This window comes from Pseudomonas sp. ANT_J28 (assembly GCF_008370005.1).
Lineage (GTDB): Bacteria > Pseudomonadota > Gammaproteobacteria > Pseudomonadales > Pseudomonadaceae > Aquipseudomonas > Aquipseudomonas frigoris.
Map to the genome: position 1 here is coordinate 26,024 of NZ_VOBM01000050.1, position 16,755 is coordinate 42,778.

The 16,755-nt window shown below is 60.2% G+C and carries 13 protein-coding genes and 1 pseudogene; 12 read left to right on the plus strand and 2 right to left on the minus strand.

The genetic code is table 11. The features are described 5' to 3' along the window. Positions 1 to 39 precede the first annotated feature (39 nt). From FQ187_RS26130 to FQ187_RS26185, 12 genes are all read left to right on the plus strand, one after another. On the plus strand, positions 40 to 1,449 hold the full coding sequence (locus FQ187_RS26130; RefSeq protein WP_149631684.1) for an amino acid permease: 1,410 nt from the start codon (positions 40 to 42) through the stop codon (positions 1,447 to 1,449). Positions 1,450 to 1,466: 17 nt separating this feature from the next. Beyond that, positions 1,467 to 2,690 (plus strand): imidazolonepropionase, encoded by a 1,224-nt coding sequence (gene hutI / locus FQ187_RS26135; protein ID WP_149631685.1) that lies wholly within the window; start codon positions 1,467 to 1,469, stop codon positions 2,688 to 2,690. Next, complete coding sequence (gene hutG, locus FQ187_RS26140) at positions 2,683 to 3,483, plus strand: N-formylglutamate deformylase (protein WP_149631686.1); 801 nt, start codon at positions 2,683 to 2,685, stop codon at positions 3,481 to 3,483. The genes hutI and hutG overlap by 8 nt, the downstream gene beginning before the upstream one ends. A 169-nt stretch (positions 3,484 to 3,652) precedes the next feature. Further along, entirely contained in the window at positions 3,653 to 4,600 is a 948-nt protein-coding gene (locus tag FQ187_RS26145) for a choline ABC transporter substrate-binding protein (RefSeq protein ID WP_149631687.1), read from the plus strand. Further along, positions 4,600 to 5,520: an alpha/beta hydrolase gene (locus FQ187_RS26150; protein ID WP_149631688.1), complete on the plus strand. Its 921-nt coding sequence runs from the start codon at positions 4,600 to 4,602 to the stop codon at positions 5,518 to 5,520. Before FQ187_RS26145 ends, FQ187_RS26150 begins: the two co-directional genes overlap by 1 nt. A gap of 113 nt (positions 5,521 to 5,633) precedes the next feature. Beyond that, complete coding sequence (gene pip / locus FQ187_RS26155) at positions 5,634 to 6,605, plus strand: prolyl aminopeptidase (RefSeq protein ID WP_056741134.1); 972 nt, start codon at positions 5,634 to 5,636, stop codon at positions 6,603 to 6,605. Next, entirely contained in the window at positions 6,602 to 7,039 is a 438-nt protein-coding gene (gene dtd / locus FQ187_RS26160; RefSeq protein ID WP_008149496.1) for a D-aminoacyl-tRNA deacylase, read from the plus strand. The genes pip and dtd overlap by 4 nt, the downstream gene beginning before the upstream one ends. A 321-nt stretch (positions 7,040 to 7,360) precedes the next feature. Beyond that, entirely contained in the window at positions 7,361 to 9,190 is a 1,830-nt protein-coding gene (locus FQ187_RS26165) for a glucan biosynthesis protein G (protein ID WP_149631689.1), read from the plus strand. Then, the gene (gene mdoH / locus FQ187_RS26170; protein WP_149631690.1) at positions 9,183 to 11,753 is read left to right on the plus strand and encodes a glucans biosynthesis glucosyltransferase MdoH; all 2,571 of its coding nucleotides are present in this window, start codon (positions 9,183 to 9,185) and stop codon (positions 11,751 to 11,753) included. The genes FQ187_RS26165 and mdoH overlap by 8 nt, the downstream gene beginning before the upstream one ends. Before the next feature lie 208 nt (positions 11,754 to 11,961). Further along, entirely contained in the window at positions 11,962 to 12,759 is a 798-nt protein-coding gene (locus tag FQ187_RS26175) for a transporter substrate-binding domain-containing protein (protein ID WP_149631691.1), read from the plus strand. Between the two features lie 82 nt (positions 12,760 to 12,841). Beyond that, on the plus strand, positions 12,842 to 13,801 hold the full coding sequence (locus FQ187_RS26180) for an amino acid ABC transporter permease (RefSeq protein ID WP_149631692.1): 960 nt from the start codon (positions 12,842 to 12,844) through the stop codon (positions 13,799 to 13,801). Next, positions 13,794 to 14,528: an amino acid ABC transporter ATP-binding protein gene (locus FQ187_RS26185; protein ID WP_033055330.1), complete on the plus strand. Its 735-nt coding sequence runs from the start codon at positions 13,794 to 13,796 to the stop codon at positions 14,526 to 14,528. Before FQ187_RS26180 ends, FQ187_RS26185 begins: the two co-directional genes overlap by 8 nt. Before the next feature lie 100 nt (positions 14,529 to 14,628). Here the strand turns inward: FQ187_RS26185 and FQ187_RS31010 are convergent, their stop codons facing one another. Continuing rightward, positions 14,629 to 15,501 (minus strand): methyl-accepting chemotaxis protein, encoded by an 873-nt coding sequence (locus FQ187_RS31010; protein WP_371925558.1) that lies wholly within the window; start codon positions 15,499 to 15,501, stop codon positions 14,629 to 14,631. Continuing rightward, a pseudogene (locus FQ187_RS31015) lies at positions 15,487 to 16,566 on the minus strand (methyl-accepting chemotaxis protein); the annotation flags it as partial. The gene FQ187_RS31010 and the pseudogene FQ187_RS31015, both read right to left, overlap by 15 nt. Positions 16,567 to 16,755 lie beyond the last annotated feature (189 nt).

Consider the following 16,755-nt stretch of genomic DNA (forward strand, 5'->3'; position numbering starts at 1 on the left):
TTCGATTTTGCGTCGAATAAGAATAAATAAGGACGAGCAATGCAACATCCAGCAAAAGGTTTGAAACGCGGGCTCTCTGCCCGACATATTCGCTTCATGGCACTGGGGTCGGCGATCGGCACCGGGCTGTTTTACGGTTCTGCCTCGGCCATTCAAATGGCCGGGCCTGCGGTGCTGCTCGCTTACCTGATCGGTGGCGCGGCGGTGTTCATGGTCATGCGCGCCCTCGGTGAGATGGCGGTGCACAACCCGGTGGCCGGCTCTTTCGGCCATTACGCCAGCACCTATCTTGGGCCGATGGCGGGCTTCATCCTCGGTTGGACCTACGCGTTTGAAATGGTCATCGTCGGCATGGCCGACGTCACCGCCTTCGGTATTTACATGGGCTTCTGGTTTCCGGAAGTCGCCCGCTGGATCTGGGTGCTGGGCATCGTTTCGGTGGTCGGCGGCTTGAACCTGTGCAACGTCAAAGTCTTTGGTGAAATGGAATTCTGGCTGTCGCTGCTCAAGGTCGCAGCCATCGTCGCGATGATCCTCGGTGGCTTCGGCATCATGCTGTTCGGTATCAGCACGGCCCCCGGCGCCCAGGCGACCGACATCAGCAATCTCTGGAGCCATGGCGGCTTCATGCCCAATGGCGTGGGCGGCTTGATCGCTTCGTTCGCGGTGGTGATGTTTGCGTTTGGCGGCATTGAAATCATCGGCGTGACCGCCGGTGAAGCCAAAGACCCGCAGCACGTGCTGCCCAGGGCGATCAATGCCGTACCGTTGCGTATCCTGCTGTTCTACGTGTTGACGATGTTCGTACTGATGTCGATCTTTCCATGGCAGCAGATCGGCAGCCAAGGCAGTCCATTCGTGCAGATTTTCGACAACCTGGGGATCAGCTCGGCGGCGACCATTCTCAATATCGTGGTGATCTCGGCGGCGGTGTCGGCGATCAACAGTGACATCTTCGGCGCTGGCCGCATGATGTACGGTCTGGCTCAGCAAGGACACGCACCCAAGGGCTTTGCTCGCTTGTCGCGCAATGGCGTGCCATGGATGACCGTGGTGGTAATGAGTGCCGCGCTGCTGTTGGGCGTGCTGCTGAACTACCTGATTCCGGAGAACGTGTTTCTGTTGATCGCGTCCATCGCCACCTTTGCGACGGTGTGGGTCTGGTTGATGATTCTGTTCACCCAAGTGGCCATGCGTCGCTCCATGAGTGCCGAGCAGGTCGCCCAACTGAAGTTCCCGGTACCGTTCTGGCCTTATGCGCCGATGGCGGCGATTGCCTTCATGCTGTTCATCTTTGGCGTGCTGGGCTATTTCCCGGACACCCAGGCGGCTCTGATCGTCGGCGTGGTCTGGATTGTATTGCTGGTGCTGGCCTACCTGACGTGGGTGAAACCGGCGGCAGGGAAGGCAGTACCGGTGGAGCGGGAACCTTCTTTTTCTCATCGATAACCTAACGGAGGCCACGGATGAAAACTCTCTGGCAACACTGCCACGTCGCAACCATGGCGCAAGGCGTCTACTCGATCATCGAGGATGCGGCCATCGTGACGTCAGGAGCGCACATTGAGTGGATCGGCCCACGCGCTGAACTGCCGTCGGGCGAGTACCCGGCAGTCAATGATCTTAAAGGGGCCTGGGTGACGCCGGGCCTGATCGACTGCCACACCCACACGGTGTTCGGCGGTAACCGCAGCGGTGAATTCGAGCAGCGTCTGCAAGGCGTCAGCTATGCAGAAATCGCAGCGGCTGGCGGTGGTATCGCCAGCACCGTGCGCGCTACTCGCGCGGCGACCGAAGACGAGCTGTTCGCCAGCGCCGCCAAGCGTCTGAAAAGCCTGATGCGCGACGGCGTGACCACCGTAGAGATGAAATCTGGCTACGGCCTGGACCTGGCCAGCGAACGCAAGATCCTGCGGGTCATTCGCCGTCTCGGCGCCGAGTTCCCGGTCAGCGTGCGCAGCACCTGCCTGGCCGCTCACGCCTTGCCGCCGGAATACGCGGACCGTGCCGACGACTACATCGATCACATCTGCGCCGAGATGCTTCCGGCCCTGGCCGCCGAAGGGCTGGTGGATGCGGTGGACGCGTTCTGCGAATACCTGGCGTTTTCGCCGGCGCAGGTCGAGCGGGTGTTCATCGCCGCACAACAACTTGGTCTGCCGGTGAAGCTGCACGCCGAACAGTTGTCGTCGTTGCATGGCTCGAGTCTGGCGGCGCGTTACCACGCACTGTCGGCCGATCACCTGGAATTCATGACCGAAGACGACGCCATCGCTATGGCCAAGTCCGGCACCGTCGCGGTGTTGCTACCCGGCGCGTTCTACTTTCTGCGGGAAACCCAATTGCCGCCGATGGAAGCTTTGCGCAAACACGGCGTGAAAATCGCCATCGCCACCGACCTCAACCCCGGCACCTCACCGGCACTGTCGTTGCGTTTGATGCTGAACATGGCGTGCACCTGTTTCCGCATGACCCCGGAAGAAGCCTTGGCGGGTGCAACGATTCATGCCGCCACGGCGCTGGGCATGGCTGAAACCCACGGTTCGCTGGAAGTCGGCAAGTGTGCAGATTTCGTCGCCTGGCAAATCGATCGTCCGGCCGACCTGTCGTACTGGCTGGGCGGCGACCTGGAAAAACGCGTCGTGCGTCACGGCGTTGAAGTGAGCATTCAGGAGAACAGTTGTGGATAAGGTTCTGAACTTCAAACAAGGTCGCGTGCCGCTGCTGATCAGCATGCCCCACGCCGGCCTGCGCCTGACGCCGACGGTCGAAGCCGGGTTGATCCCCGACGCGAAAAGCCTGCCGGACACTGACTGGCATATCCCGCAGCTCTATGAATTTGCTGCCGAGCTGGGCGCCAGCACCTTGGCCGCCGAGTACTCGCGTTTTGTCATCGACCTTAACCGCCCGTCTGACGACAAGCCTTTGTATGCCGGCGCGACCACCGGTCTGTACCCGGCGACGCTGTTCGACGGTATTCCGTTGTTCCGTGAGGGTATGGAGCCGTCAGCGGCGGAACGAGCGACTTACCTGGAGCAGATCTGGACGCCGTACCACAGCACTTTGCAGAACGAACTGGCGCGACTGAAGGCCGAGTTCGGCTACGCGCTGCTGTTCGATGCGCACTCGATCCGTTCGGTGATCCCGCACCTGTTCGACGGCAAGCTGCCGGACTTCAACCTTGGCACCTTTAACGGCGCCAGTTGCGATCCACAGTTGGCTACTCAGCTGGAAGCGATCTGCGCGCGCCACGGCGATTACAGCCATGTGCTGAACGGTCGCTTCAAGGGCGGCCACATCACCCGGCATTACGGCAATCCGGCCGAGAACATCCATGCGGTGCAACTGGAGTTGGGCCAGTGCACGTACATGGAAGAGTTCGAGCCGTTCCGTTATCGCCCGGACCTGGCGGCGCCAACTCAGGTGGTGCTCAAGGAATTGCTGCAAGGGCTGCTGACCTGGGGTGAGAAGCACTACGGTTGACTGTTCGTTCCCACGCTCCCGCGTGGGAACGATCGATAGGAACGGTCGCCACCGTGCAAATCTCGGTCGCTACAGTTCGCTTTTACCCTCTCGACGCTGCGTAATGTTCTGGGCACGGTGCACAAAGACACCGGCCCACAATAATCCGCTGCCGCACGAGATCATCCCAATGAAAAGACTGTTCACCCGCTGTCTCTCAATCCTCTGCGGCACTGCTCTGCTGAGCACCAGCGTTCTGGCCAGTGACGACGCCTCCTGCAAGGCCGTGCGCATGGGCGTGGTCAACTGGACCGACGTGATCGCCACCAGCGGCATGGCCGATGTGTTACTCAACGGCCTCGGTTACGAAAGCAAGCAAACCAGCGCCGTGCAGCAAATCATCTTCGCCGGCATCCGCGACAAGCGTCTGGACATCTACCTCGGTTACTGGAAACCGGCGATGGACAAAAACATCGCGCCGTTCCTGGCTGCCAATCAGGTGAAGGTCATGGACAAACCGAGCCTGGCCGATGCTCAGGCAACCCTCGCCGTACCTGAATATGTCGCCGAAGCGGGTCTGAAAACTTTCGCCGATATCGCCAAATTCAAGGATCAACTCGGCGGCAAGATCTTCGGCATCGAGCCGGGCAGTGGCGCCAACACCACCATCAAAACCATGATCGAGACCAATCAATTTGGCTTGAAGGATTTCAAGCTGATCGAGTCGGGTGAGGCCGGCATGCTTGCCGCCGTTCAGCGGGCGGTGAATCGCAAGGAGTTCGTGGTGTTCGTCGGCTGGACCCCGCACCCGATGAACATCAACATGAAAATCGCCTACCTGACTGGCAGTGAAGACGTTTATGGCCCGAACGAAGGCGCCGCCACCGTCTCCACCGTAACCGCCCCGGACTACGCCCAGCGCTGCCCGAATGTGAATCGCCTGCTGGAAAACCTGACCTTCACCGCTGCCCAGGAAAGCCAGTTGATGGTGCCGATCATGGAGCGTAAAACGCCGCAGGATGTTGCCAGACAATGGCTACGTGATCATCCCGAGGATCTTCAGCGCTGGCTTGCCGGTGTCACCAGTTTTGATGGCAAGGATGGCGTGGCGACCGTTCAGACCAGTTTGAAACTTTGATGAGTTCCTATCCGTTATCCGGGCAAATGGCGGCTTTCGTCGAGAAAACCGTCAGCTTCAACAGCACTGACGGCAGCCTCAACGGTTTGCGCCAGGCCTACAGCGGGATGTGCCGGGCGTTCACCCCGTCACGTCCCTCCGGGCTTTATGTGGTGGATTTTGAATTGGTCGGCGTGCCGGTGCGGTCTTATCAACCGCCGGTTTCGCCACCGACCAGCGGTTGCCCGTGCATCGTGTATCTGCACGGCGGCGGGTGGGTGGTGGGGGATCTGGATTCCCACGACTTCATCTGCGCCGAACTGGCGTCGACGCTCGGCGTGCTGGTGATCGCCGTCGATTATCGGTTGGCGCCGGAACATCCGTTTCCGGCGGCGTTCGAGGATTGTCTGGGTGTCTGGCGCGCGCTACGGACCGGGCCATTCCGGCTCGATCCCGAGCGAACGCTGGTGGCCGGGGACAGTGCCGGTGGCAACCTTGCGGCGGCGTTGTGCCTGGCGTTACGCGATGCGGGCGAGCCATTGCCGGCGGCGCAGGTGCTGATTTATCCGGGGCTGGGCGGTGATCACCGATTGCCATCGCGCAGTGAATGCGTCGATGCTCCCTTGCTCAGCAGCAGCGATCTGGATTGTTATCACGCCCTGTACTTGCGCGGCACCGGACAGCCAAGTGCTTATGCGATGCCGTTGCTCGCCGAGGATTTCAGCGGGTTGCCGCCGGCCTTGATCGCCGTGGCGCAATTCGACCTGCTGCGCGATGACGGCATGCTCTACGCCGAGCGACTGAATGCAGCAGGCGTGGCAGCGACGCTTTATTACGGGGAGGGTTTGGTTCACGGCTGTTTGCGGGCTCGGGGGCAGGTCGCCGAGGTGGACGCACTCTATGAAACGCTGCTCGGCTATTTGTCTGAAAAAACGGGCTGAAAAACTCTGAGCCTGCAAGGCATGCTCATTGGCGTAATTCGGGTTTATGATGCCGGACGGCAGAATCATAGAAGTCCCCCCAGGGATGACCTCGACCCCTTACGGAGCGCGCAATGCAGACTTTGTACCCGCAGATCAAACCCCACGCCCGGCACGATCTGGCCGTCGATGAAACCCACACGCTGTATGTCGACGAAAGCGGTTCGCCGGAAGGTTTGCCGGTGGTGTTCATCCACGGCGGCCCCGGCGCCGGGTGTGATGCCCAGAGCCGTCGGTTTTTCGATCCGAATCTGTATCGCATTGTGACCTTTGACCAGCGCGGTTGCGGTCGTTCCACGCCCCACGCCAGCCTGGAAAACAACACCACCTGGGATCTGGTCGCCGACCTTGAGCGAATTCGCCAGCACCTCGGCATCGATAAATGGGTGTTATTTGGCGGTTCGTGGGGCTCGACCCTGGCGCTTGCCTACGCGCAAACCCACCCGGAGCGTGTGCACGGTCTGATTCTGCGCGGGATTTTTCTCTGCCGTCCGCAGGAAATCGAGTGGTTCTACCAGTGTGGCGCCAGTCGTCTGTTCCCCGATTACTGGCAGGACTACATCGCGCCGATCCCGCTGGACGAACGCGAAGACTTGCTCTCGGCTTTCCACAAGCGCCTGATCGGCAACGATCAGATTGCCCAGATGCACGCGGCCAAAGCCTGGTCCACCTGGGAAGGTCGGACTGCCACCCTGCGCCCGAACCCGATGGTGGTCGATCGTTTCTCCGAGCCACAGCGCGCACTGTCCATCGCCCGCATCGAATGTCACTACTTCACCAACAACGCGTTCCTTGAGCCCAACCAACTGATCCGCGACATGGGCAAGATCGCCCATTTGCCTGGCGTGATCGTCCACGGTCGCTACGACGTGATCTGCCCGCTGGATAACGCCTGGGAGCTGCATCAGAACTGGCCGAACAGTGAATTGCAGGTGATCCGTGACGCCGGCCATGCCGCCTCCGAACCTGGCATTACTGACGCACTGGTTCGCGCCGCCGATCAGATGGCCCATCGTCTGCTCGACCTGGCCCCTGAAGAAGCATGAAGGGCCTGCTGCAACGCGTGCGTGGCGCGCGAGTCGAGGTAGCGGGGGAGGTGGTGGGCGCCGTCGATCAGGGATTGCTGGTGCTGGTGGCGGTCGAGCCCGAGGATACTCGGGCCAGCGCCGACAAACTTCTGCAGAAACTGCTTAACTATCGTGTATTCAGTGACGCCGAGGGCAAGATGAACCTGTCCCTGGCGGATGTAGGCGGTGGGTTGCTGCTGGTCTCACAGTTCACCCTGGCCGCCGATACCAAGAGCGGGTTGCGTCCGAGTTTTTCGACCGCTGCCCCTCCGGCCCTGGGCGAGGAGCTTTTCGACTATCTATTAGGTAAGGCGAAACAGGTGCATGGCACTGTGGCATCAGGTAGATTCGGCGCGGATATGCAGGTGCACCTGGTCAACGACGGCCCGGTAACCTTCCTGTTACAGACCTGAAAGCGCTTGAAACATGTTTTTAAGGGCTTTTCGACTGAAAACAGGCGTTTTTCGCGATAAATACTTTGTTACCCCTGATGCGTTGTAACGCGGCCTACTAGATAATCGCGCGCTACGGGGATCAGCGTTCGTTGGTCCATTTTGACTTAGGTAGAGACTTGTCCTGGACCTCTTGGGGAATCATTTAGCCCCATAGGAGTCGGAACAATGCTCGCCAACTTGGCAAGAGTGGTCTGTAGGGTCGGTTTTTTCATGCCGTACACCTCACAGGCACTTTAACTGGCCGTTGGTTTTTTGATCTGTTTTCGGCGAGGGTTGCTCGTGATTGTTAGTCCCTGTAATGCAAAATTGTCTGCCAAACGGTTACGAAGCGCTCTAGTAGCGGGCTCTGCACTGCTCTGCCTGCTCAGCGCCGGTCAGCTTTGGGCATTCAATCTGGATGATGTATCGGTCAAGGCAAAAGAGCTGGCCGGGCAGAAATACGAAGCTGCGCGCAGTAACCTGCCGAACGAGTTCCGCGAGATGAAATTCGCGGACTATCAAAAAATTCGCTTCCTGACCGAAAAAGCCGAGTGGGCCGATCAGAAGACCCCGTTCAAGCTGTCGTTCTATCACCAGGGCATGCATTTCGATACGCCGGTGAAAATCAACGAAATCACAGCTAACACCGTCGAAGAGATCAAATACGACCCAAGTCGTTTCGATTTCGGCGACGTGAAGTTCGATCCTAAAGCCACCGAACAACTGGGTTATGCCGGTTTCCGTGTGCTGTACCCGATCAACAAGGCTGACAAGCAAGACGAAATCATGACCATGCTCGGCGCGAGTTACTTCCGCGTTGTCGGCAAGGGTCACACCTATGGCTTGTCCGCTCGCGGCATGGCCATCGATACCGCGTTGCCGTCCGGCGAAGAATTCCCGCGTTTCACCGAGTTCTGGATTCAACAGCCGAAGCCGGGTGACAAGCACCTGGTGATCTTCGCCCTGCTGGATTCACCACGCGCTACCGGTGCCTATCGCCTGACCCTGCGTCCGGGCAGCGATACCGTCGTCGACGTCAAGGCCAAGATGTTCCTGCGTGACAAGGTCACCAAGCTTGGCGTTGCGCCGCTGACCAGCATGTTCCTGTTCGGTGCCAATCAGCCGTCGAAAGTGCTGAACTACCGTCGCGAATTGCACGATTCCAGCGGCCTGTCGATCCATGCCGGCAATGGCGAATGGATCTGGCGCCCACTGAACAACCCGAAACACCTGGCGGTGAGCAACTTCTCGATCGAGAACCCGCGCGGTTTCGGCCTGCTGCAACGTGGCCGCGACTTCAGCCACTACGAAGACCTCGACGACCGCTACGACAAGCGCCCAAGTGCCTGGATCGAACCAGAAGGCGATTGGGGCAAGGGCTCCGTCGATCTGGTAGAGATTCCGACTGCCGACGAAACCAACGACAATATCGTTGCGTTCTGGAGTCCGGAAAAACTGCCTGAGCCTGGCCAGTCCCTGGATGTTGCTTACCGCATGCACTGGACCATCGACGAAGCTGCACTTCACGCACCGGACAGCGCCTGGGTTCAACAGACCCTGCGTTCTACGGGCGACGTTAAACAGTCCAACCTGATTCGTCAGCCGGACGGTAGCGTTGCTTATCTGGTGGACTTCGAAGGCCCGTCCCTTGCGGCATTGCCGGAAACTGCGGACGTTCGCAGTCAGGTCAGCGTTGGCGAGAATGCCGAGTTGGTCGAGAACAGCGTACGTTACAACCCTGAAACCAAGGGCTGGCGCCTGACGTTACGGATGAAGATCAAGGATCCGGGCAAGCCTACCGAGATGCGTGCTGCACTGGTCGAGAACATCGTGCCTGCCGACTTGGCCAAAACATCGGTACCCGCGTCCAATTCGTCCGTCGCCAAGGCCGACAAGATTGCCGCCCGGCAGCAGGAGAAGCTGGACAAGGAAGCCAAGGAAGCCAAGGAAACCAAGCAAACTGAGGCCAAGCAGGTTGGAGCCATGCCAGCCGCAGATTCCAAGGACAAGGACAACAAAGACGCCAAGCAGCCAGTCGCTGCCGACGCGGCCCCAGCCACACCGGAATCGGCACCGACTGAAGAAGTTCTGACCGAGACCTGGAGCTACCAGTTGCCTGCCGATGAGTAATTCTCAAGTACAGCCAGAAACGCTTGCCGAGTATCTGGCGCATCTACCAATGACCGACGAGCAGCGCGCGGAACTCGCGAGCTGCAAGTCCTTCAGCGAATTGCATGAACGCCTTTCGTCCTCGACGTTCGACGCGCCGACCGAGGCTGCTCAAGCTTCGGTGGGTCGTCGGCTGACCCTGAACACCGCCGAAGAACTGGCCGACGCTGAAATGCTGGTGCTCGACGCCAGCGGCCGGGTCTGTCTGCGGGCAACCCCGCCGATTCGCCGGACCAAGGTCGTGCCGGAGCCGTGGCGCACCAACATTCTGGTGCGTGGCTGGCGTCGTCTGACCGGTCGCACCAATCCGCCGGCCCCGCCGAAGGATGAAAATGTGCTGCCGGCGGCTCGCTGGCGCACAGTCGGTTCGATCCGCCGCTACATTCTGCTGGTACTGATGCTCGGCCAGACCATCGTCGCCGGCTGGTACATGAAAGGCATCATGCCGTACCAGGGCTGGTCGTTCGTCGACCTGAACGAAGTGCTGCATCAACCGCTGTCGCAAACGGCCACGCAAGTGCTGCCGTATGCACTGCAAACCAGCATCCTGATTCTGTTCGGGATTCTGTTCTGCTGGGTGTCGGCCGGTTTCTGGACCGCGTTGATGGGCTTCCTCGAGTTGCTCACCGGTCACGACAAATACCGCATTTCCGGTAAAAGCGCCGGCAACGAGCCGATCCCCACGGACGCTCGCACCGCACTGGTGATGCCGATCTGCAACGAAGACGTGCCACGGGTGTTTGCCGGTTTGCGGGCGACCTTCGAGTCGGTTGCGGCCACGGGCAACCTGGATCGCTTCGATTTCTTTGTCCTCAGCGACAGTAACGACGCCGATATCTGCGTCGCCGAGCAACAAGCCTGGCTGGACGTCTGCCGTGAAGCCAAGGGCTTCGGCAAGATCTTCTATCGTCGCCGTCGCCGTCGCGTTAAACGTAAAAGCGGCAACCTCGACGACTTCTGCCGTCGTTGGGGCGGTGATTACAAGTACATGGTCGTGCTCGACGCGGACTCCGTGATGAGCGGCGATTGCCTGACCAGTCTGGTGCGCTTGATGGAAGCCACCCCGGACGCCGGGATCATCCAGACCGCGCCACGCGCGTCTGGCATGGACACGCTGTATGCACGCATGCAGCAGTTCGCCACCCGCGTGTACGGTCCGCTGTTTACCGCCGGTCTGCACTTCTGGCAGTTGGGCGAATCCCACTACTGGGGCCACAACGCGATCATTCGCATGAAGCCGTTCATCGAGCACTGCGCCCTGGCGCCGTTGCCCGGTAAAGGCGCGTTTGCCGGTGCAATTCTGTCCCATGACTTCGTTGAAGCGGCGCTGATGCGCCGTGCCGGCTGGGGCGTGTGGATTGCCTACGATTTGCCGGGCAGCTACGAAGAGTTGCCGCCGAACCTGCTGGACGAACTCAAGCGTGACCGTCGCTGGTGTCACGGCAACCTGATGAACTTCCGGTTGTTCCTGGTAAAAGGCATGCACCCGGTGCACCGTGCGGTGTTCCTGACGGGCGTGATGTCTTACTTGTCGGCGCCGTTGTGGTTCTTCTTCCTCGTGCTGTCGACGGCGCTGCTGGCGGTCAACACGCTGATGGAGCCGCAATACTTCCTTGAACCACGCCAGCTCTATCCGTTGTGGCCACAATGGCACCCGGACAAGGCGATTGCGCTGTTCTCGACCACTGTCGTGCTGCTGTTCCTGCCGAAGTTGTTGAGCATCATCCTGATCTGGGCCAAGGGCGCGAAAGAGTTCGGTGGCAAGTTCAAGGTGACCCTGTCGATGCTGCTGGAGATGCTGTTCTCCATGCTGCTGGCGCCGGTGCGGATGATTTTCCACACCCGCTTCGTGCTCGCCGCGTTCCTCGGCTGGGCCGCGACCTGGAACTCGCCGCAACGTGACGACGACTCCACGCCATGGAGCGAAGCGGTCAAACGCCACGGTCCGCAAACCTTGCTGGGCTTCTTCTGGGCCCTGCTGGTGATCTGGCTGAACCCGAGCTTCCTCTGGTGGCTGGTACCGATCGTCGGTTCGTTGATGCTGTCGATTCCGGTGTCGGTGATTTCCAGTCGAGTCGGCCTGGGCCTCAAGTCCCGTGACGAAAGCCTGTTCCTGATCCCTGAGGAATACAATCCGCCACAGGCGTTGCTGGCGACCGACCAGTACACCCACGAAAACCGTTGGCATGCGCTGAAAGACGGCTTCGTCCGCTCGGTGGTCGATCCACAGCAGAACGCCTTGGCGTGCTCGCTGGCGACGTCCCGCCACCGTCAGGCCGAGCCGATCGAATGGCTGCGGGTCGAACGGGTTCGTCATGCGCTGAAGGCCGGGCCTGAGGGTCTGAACAACAATGAGCGCGTGCAACTGCTTAGTGATCCGGTGGCATTGGGTCGTCTGCATGAGCAGATCTGGAACGAAGGTCACCCTGAGTGGCTGGAAGCCTGGCGTAAATCGGTGAAGGCCGATCCCCATGCGCCGCTGTTGCCGCTCAAGCCGCTGAGTGTGCAGCCGCAGTTGGCCTGACAAAAAACCCCGCGAAAGCGGGGTTTTTTTTGCGCTGATCAGCGTCGAGTAACAATTCCTGCTTAAACCCTTGTGCAAACGAAAGAGTGCGTTAGCATCCGTCCCCGAATTGGTGCGCCCGGACAACTTTCTGTTCGTATCTGCCGGTTTTCCAAGGGAAAACGGCGGTTTGCGCGCCTCACAACGCGATGGTTTTGGGGACTTGATGATGAAGAAGTATCTCTCGATGCTGCTGGTTGGCGTCACGGCATTGGTTGCGGTCAACGCGGCGCACGCCGGTGCCCTCGATGACGCGGTCAAGCGCGGCACGCTGAAAGTCGGCATGGACCCGACCTACATGCCGTTCGAAATGACCAACAAGCGCGGCGAGATCATCGGCTTCGAAGTCGACATCCTCAAAGCCATGACCAAGGCCATGGGCGTCAAGCTGGAGATGGTTTCCACCGGCTACGACGGCATTATCCCGGCCTTGCTCACCGACAAGTTCGACATGATCGGCAGCGGCATGACCCTGACCCAGGAACGCAACCTGCGCCTGAACTTCAGCGAACCGTTCATCGTGGTGGGCCAGACCCTGCTGATCCGCAAGGAACTGGAAGGCACCATCAAGTCCTATAAAGACCTGAACATCGCCGACTACCGCATCACTTCCAAGCTCGGCACCACCGGCGAGATGGTGGCCAAAAAGCTTATCTCCAAAGCTAACTACCACGGTTACGACAACGAGCAGGAAGCCGTGCTCGACGTGGTCAACGGCAAGGCCGACGCCTTTATCTACGACGCGCCTTACAACGTCGTGGCCGTGAACAAGGTCGGTGCCGGGAAACTGGTGTTCCTCGACAAGCCGTTCACCTACGAGCCGCTGGCCTTCGGTCTGAAGAAGGGTGACTACGACAGCGTCAACTTCATCAACAACTTCCTGCGCCAGATTCACGAAGACGGCACCTACGATCGCATCCATGACAAGTGGTTCAAAGACACCGCTTGGCTCAAGGATATGGAGTAACACTCGGTCAAATAGACCGCGTCGCTCCATTCGCGAGCAAGCCCGCTCCCTGGCAACACAGAATTCGGAACTTTCAGAGCTGATGAAACAGAAAAAAGCCCAATGGCCGTGGCACGTGTTAACCGTGCTGCTGCTGATCGGCCTGGCCGGCGCGTTGTATTACGCCACCTCGCTGATGTCCTACGAATGGCGCTGGAACCGCGTGCCGCAATACTTCGCCTACCACGCCGAAGAGTCCCAGCGTGCCGCCGACATCTCCACCGTCAGCGAACTGGTGCGCAAGGGCGACAAGGTTGACGTCACCCTGCGCAATGATGCAGGTACAGAGCAGCACCTGACCGTCGACGACAACAGTCTGCAAGTCACCCAAGGTGATGACGTGGCCGAAGGCGACGTGATCGGCGTGACCCGCCATTGGGCCGCCGGACCGCTGATGTGGGGGCTCTGGACCACCTTGTGGTTGTCCGTGGTTTCAGGTGTGCTCGGCCTGCTGATCGGCCTCGCCACGGGTCTGTGCCGACTGTCGAACAACCCGACCCTGCGCGATCTCTCGGCGATCTACGTCGAACTGGTGCGCGGTACGCCGCTGCTGGTGCAGATCTTCATCTTCTACTTCTTCATCGGCACCGTGATGAACCTCTCCCGGGAGTTCGCCGGGATCGCCGCGCTGTCGCTGTTCACCGGCGCTTATGTGGCGGAAATCATCCGTTCCGGCGTGCAATCCATTGCCCGTGGCCAGAACGAAGCCGCGCGCTCCCTGGGCCTGAGCGCTGGTCAGTCGATGCGCCACGTGGTGCTGCCGCAAGCGTTCAAACGGGTGCTGCCACCGCTGGCCGGTCAGTTCATCAGTCTGGTCAAGGACACCTCGCTGGTGTCGGTGATCGCCATTACCGAACTGCTGAAAAGCGGTCGCGAAGTCATCACCACCTCGTTCTCGCCGTTCGAAATCCTGTTCTGCGTGGCCGGTCTGTACCTGTTGATAAACCTGCCGCTGTCGAAAATCGCCAGCCGGCTTGAGCGGAGGCTCGCGCAAAGTGATTGAAGTCCGCGATCTGGTAAAAGTTTTCGACACCCGTGGCCACGTGGTTCGCGCGGTGGATAACGTTTCGACGCACGTGGCCAAGGGCGAAGTGCTGGTGGTGATCGGCCCGTCCGGTTCCGGCAAGTCGACCTTCCTGCGCTGCCTCAACGGCCTGGAAGCGTTCGACTCGGGCTCGGTGAGCATCGACGGCCTGCAACTGGCCGACCCGAAAACCGACGTGAATGCCTACCGCCGTGAAGTCGGCATGGTGTTCCAGCATTTCAACCTGTTCCCGCACATGACCGTGCTGGAAAACCTCTGCCTGGCCCAGAAAGTCGTGCGCAAGCGCGGCAAGAAGGAGCGCGAGGCCAAGGCCTTGGCGTTGCTGGAAAAGGTCGGCATTGCGCAGAAGGCCAACGAGTTTCCGTCGCGCCTGTCCGGCGGTCAGCAGCAGCGCGTGGCCATCGCCCGGGCATTGGCCATGGAACCGAAGGTCATGCTGTTCGATGAGCCGACATCGGCGCTCGACCCGGAAATGGTCGGCGAAGTGCTGGACGTGATGAAAACGTTAGCCGTGGAAGGCATGACCATGGTCTGCGTCACCCACGAAATGGGTTTTGCCCGGGAAGTGGCGGATCGGGTGCTGTTCTTCGATCACGGCAAATTGCTGGAAGACGCCTCGCCGGCCGAATTCTTCGATGCGCCGAAGGATCCGCGGGCTCAGGCCTTCTTGCGCCAGGTTCTCTAACTTCCGCGCCTAAAAAAGATCGCTGCCTTCGGCAGCTCCAGGGGTTTGTGTACACCCGTAGGAGTTGCCGAAGGCTGCGATCTTTTCGTTTGACGCGGTTTTAAACCTTGAACCTGCCCACCAGCATCTGCAGATGCGTCCCCAACCGCGCCAGCTCAACGCTGGAGGCCGCGGTCTCTTCACTGGCTGCCGAGGTCTGCTCGGACACGTCGCGCACGTTCAGTACGCTACGGTTGATCTCTTCGGCCACGGCGCTCTGCTGCTCGGCAGCAGCGGCGATCTGCTGGTTCATCGACTGAATCGCCGAGACGGTGCGGGTAATGCTTTCCAGCGAGCCTCCGGCGCGACGGGTCAGTTCGACGCTGCTGTCGGTCAGGCTGCGGCTGTTGTCCATGATGGTCGCCACTTGCTGGGTGCCGGTTTGCAGGCCGACGATCAGCTCTTCGATTTCTTCGGTGGACTTCTGGGTACGCTGGGCGAGGCTGCGGACTTCGTCGGCGACCACCGCAAAACCACGTCCGGCCTCACCGGCACGGGCGGCCTCGATGGCGGCGTTGAGGGCCAGGAGGTTGGTTTGCTGGGCCACGGATTTGATCACGTCGAGGACGCTGCCGATCTTGTCGCTTTCGCGTTTGAGATGACCCATGGCTTCGGTGGAGTTGCCGACTTCCTTGGCCAGGCGCTCGATCTGGGCGATGGCTTCGCCGACCACTTTGTCACCTTCGCGGGCCTGCTGGTCGGCGGCGAGGGCGGCTTCGGAGGCTTCTTCGGCGTTACGCGCGACTTCCTGCACGGTGGCGGTCATTTCGTTCATGGCGGTGGCCACCTGGTCGGTCTCGACCTTCTGGCTGTTGACCCCGGCGCTGGTCTGCTCGGTGACTGCCGACAGCTGTTCGGCGGCACTGGCGATTTGCGTGACGCCGTCACTGATGCCGCCAATCAACTCGCGCAGGCCCAGGGTCATGCTTTGCATGGCGCGCTGTAGCTGACCGAGTTCGTCCTGACGTTCAGAGATAAGGTTTTGGGTCAGGTCGCCGGCAGCAACACGCTCCGCCACCTTGAGGGTCTGGCTCAGGGGGATCACGATCTGGCGGGTGATGGCCCACGCGGCAAGCAGGCCGAAGGCCAGCGCCAGGACGGTGGCCAGCAGCAGTAGGTCTTTGGCATGCGCGGCGTCAGTGTCTCGGATGATGGTTTGCGACAAGGCGAGTTTTTTGCTGACGTCGACCAGGATGTCGCCTTGTGCGGCCATACGTTTGAGCGCGGCAGCGCTGGCAACCTGAGAGTCACGGAACTGGCTGACGGCGGCGCGATAGGCCTTGAGCGAGTCAGTGGCCTGTTGCAGGTTGGCAATGTGCTGTTCCGGCAGTTTGGAGGGCAGGCTTTCGAGGTTTTTCAACGCGCTGTCGATGGCGTTCAGCGCCGGTTGCTCGGCCTCGGTTTTGCCGCTGTAGGTGTAACCGCGCACCTGGAAGCGCGCTTGCTGGATCAGTTTGCTCAGGTCGATCACGCTGTTGAAATCGGCGACGCTGTCACCTTGCAGCATGGATTTTTCGACTTCGGCGACACGGGCCACGGCGTTGTCGGCGGTGGCACCGAGTTTGCCGCGGGCGTCTTCGCGGGTGGCGCCGGCCTGGGTCATGGCGGTGAAAGCTTGTTTGTACTCACTGACGGCGGCCAGTTGCTGGTCGATCATCGCCACGTCGGCCGGTTGTTCGATCATCGTGCGCGCGGTTTTCAGGCCGGTATCGAGTTGGCCAAGCAGGTCGTTGACCGCACCGGGGCCTTGTTCGCCGCGACGCATTTCGTAATCCAGACGGGCCAGGCGCAGGTCTTTGGTCAAGTCATTGAGGCTGGCAATAAACCCCAGCTTGTCGCCGCGACTCATCACGCCGCTCAGGCCGGTCCAGCCGGTGAAGGTGATCAACATGGTAAGCAGCAGCACCAGACCGAAGCCGACACCCAGTTTGCGATTGACGCTGACGTTCCCCAGTTTCTCGGCTAGCCATCGGTACATGCTGCAACTCCCTCGAACCATTCGTTGGTTTTATGGGAACTGTATCGGCCGTGTGGCGACATTCTGTAGATGCCAGGGCGCTTTCCTTGTAATTGGATGGACTCGCCCAAGCCGAGGCGTCAATGCGCCACGGTGGCAGTCTAAACAGCCAACGACAGCGAGGGCGAGTCCATGAAAAATCATAGTTCGATTGATCAATCCCTGTCTTCT

What these genes read in the sequence shown, in the direction of transcription:
- dtd (WP_008149496.1), top strand. Translation starts at nt 6,602, where the DNA reads ATGAAGGGCCTGCTGCAACGCGTGCGTGGCGCGCGAGTCGAGGTAGCG.
- FQ187_RS26150 (WP_149631688.1), top strand. Translation starts at nt 4,600, where the DNA reads ATGAGTTCCTATCCGTTATCCGGGCAAATGGCGGCTTTCGTCGAGAAA.
- FQ187_RS31010 (WP_371925558.1), bottom strand. Translation starts at nt 15,501, where the DNA reads ATGCAAAGCATGACCCTGGGCCTGCGCGAGTTGATTGGCGGCATCAGT.
- FQ187_RS26130 (WP_149631684.1), top strand. Translation starts at nt 40, where the DNA reads ATGCAACATCCAGCAAAAGGTTTGAAACGCGGGCTCTCTGCCCGACAT.
- hutI (WP_149631685.1), top strand. Translation starts at nt 1,467, where the DNA reads ATGAAAACTCTCTGGCAACACTGCCACGTCGCAACCATGGCGCAAGGC.
- mdoH (WP_149631690.1), top strand. Translation starts at nt 9,183, where the DNA reads ATGAGTAATTCTCAAGTACAGCCAGAAACGCTTGCCGAGTATCTGGCG.
- FQ187_RS26180 (WP_149631692.1), top strand. Translation starts at nt 12,842, where the DNA reads ATGAAACAGAAAAAAGCCCAATGGCCGTGGCACGTGTTAACCGTGCTG.
- FQ187_RS26175 (WP_149631691.1), top strand. Translation starts at nt 11,962, where the DNA reads ATGAAGAAGTATCTCTCGATGCTGCTGGTTGGCGTCACGGCATTGGTT.
- FQ187_RS26145 (WP_149631687.1), top strand. Translation starts at nt 3,653, where the DNA reads ATGAAAAGACTGTTCACCCGCTGTCTCTCAATCCTCTGCGGCACTGCT.
- pip (WP_056741134.1), top strand. Translation starts at nt 5,634, where the DNA reads ATGCAGACTTTGTACCCGCAGATCAAACCCCACGCCCGGCACGATCTG.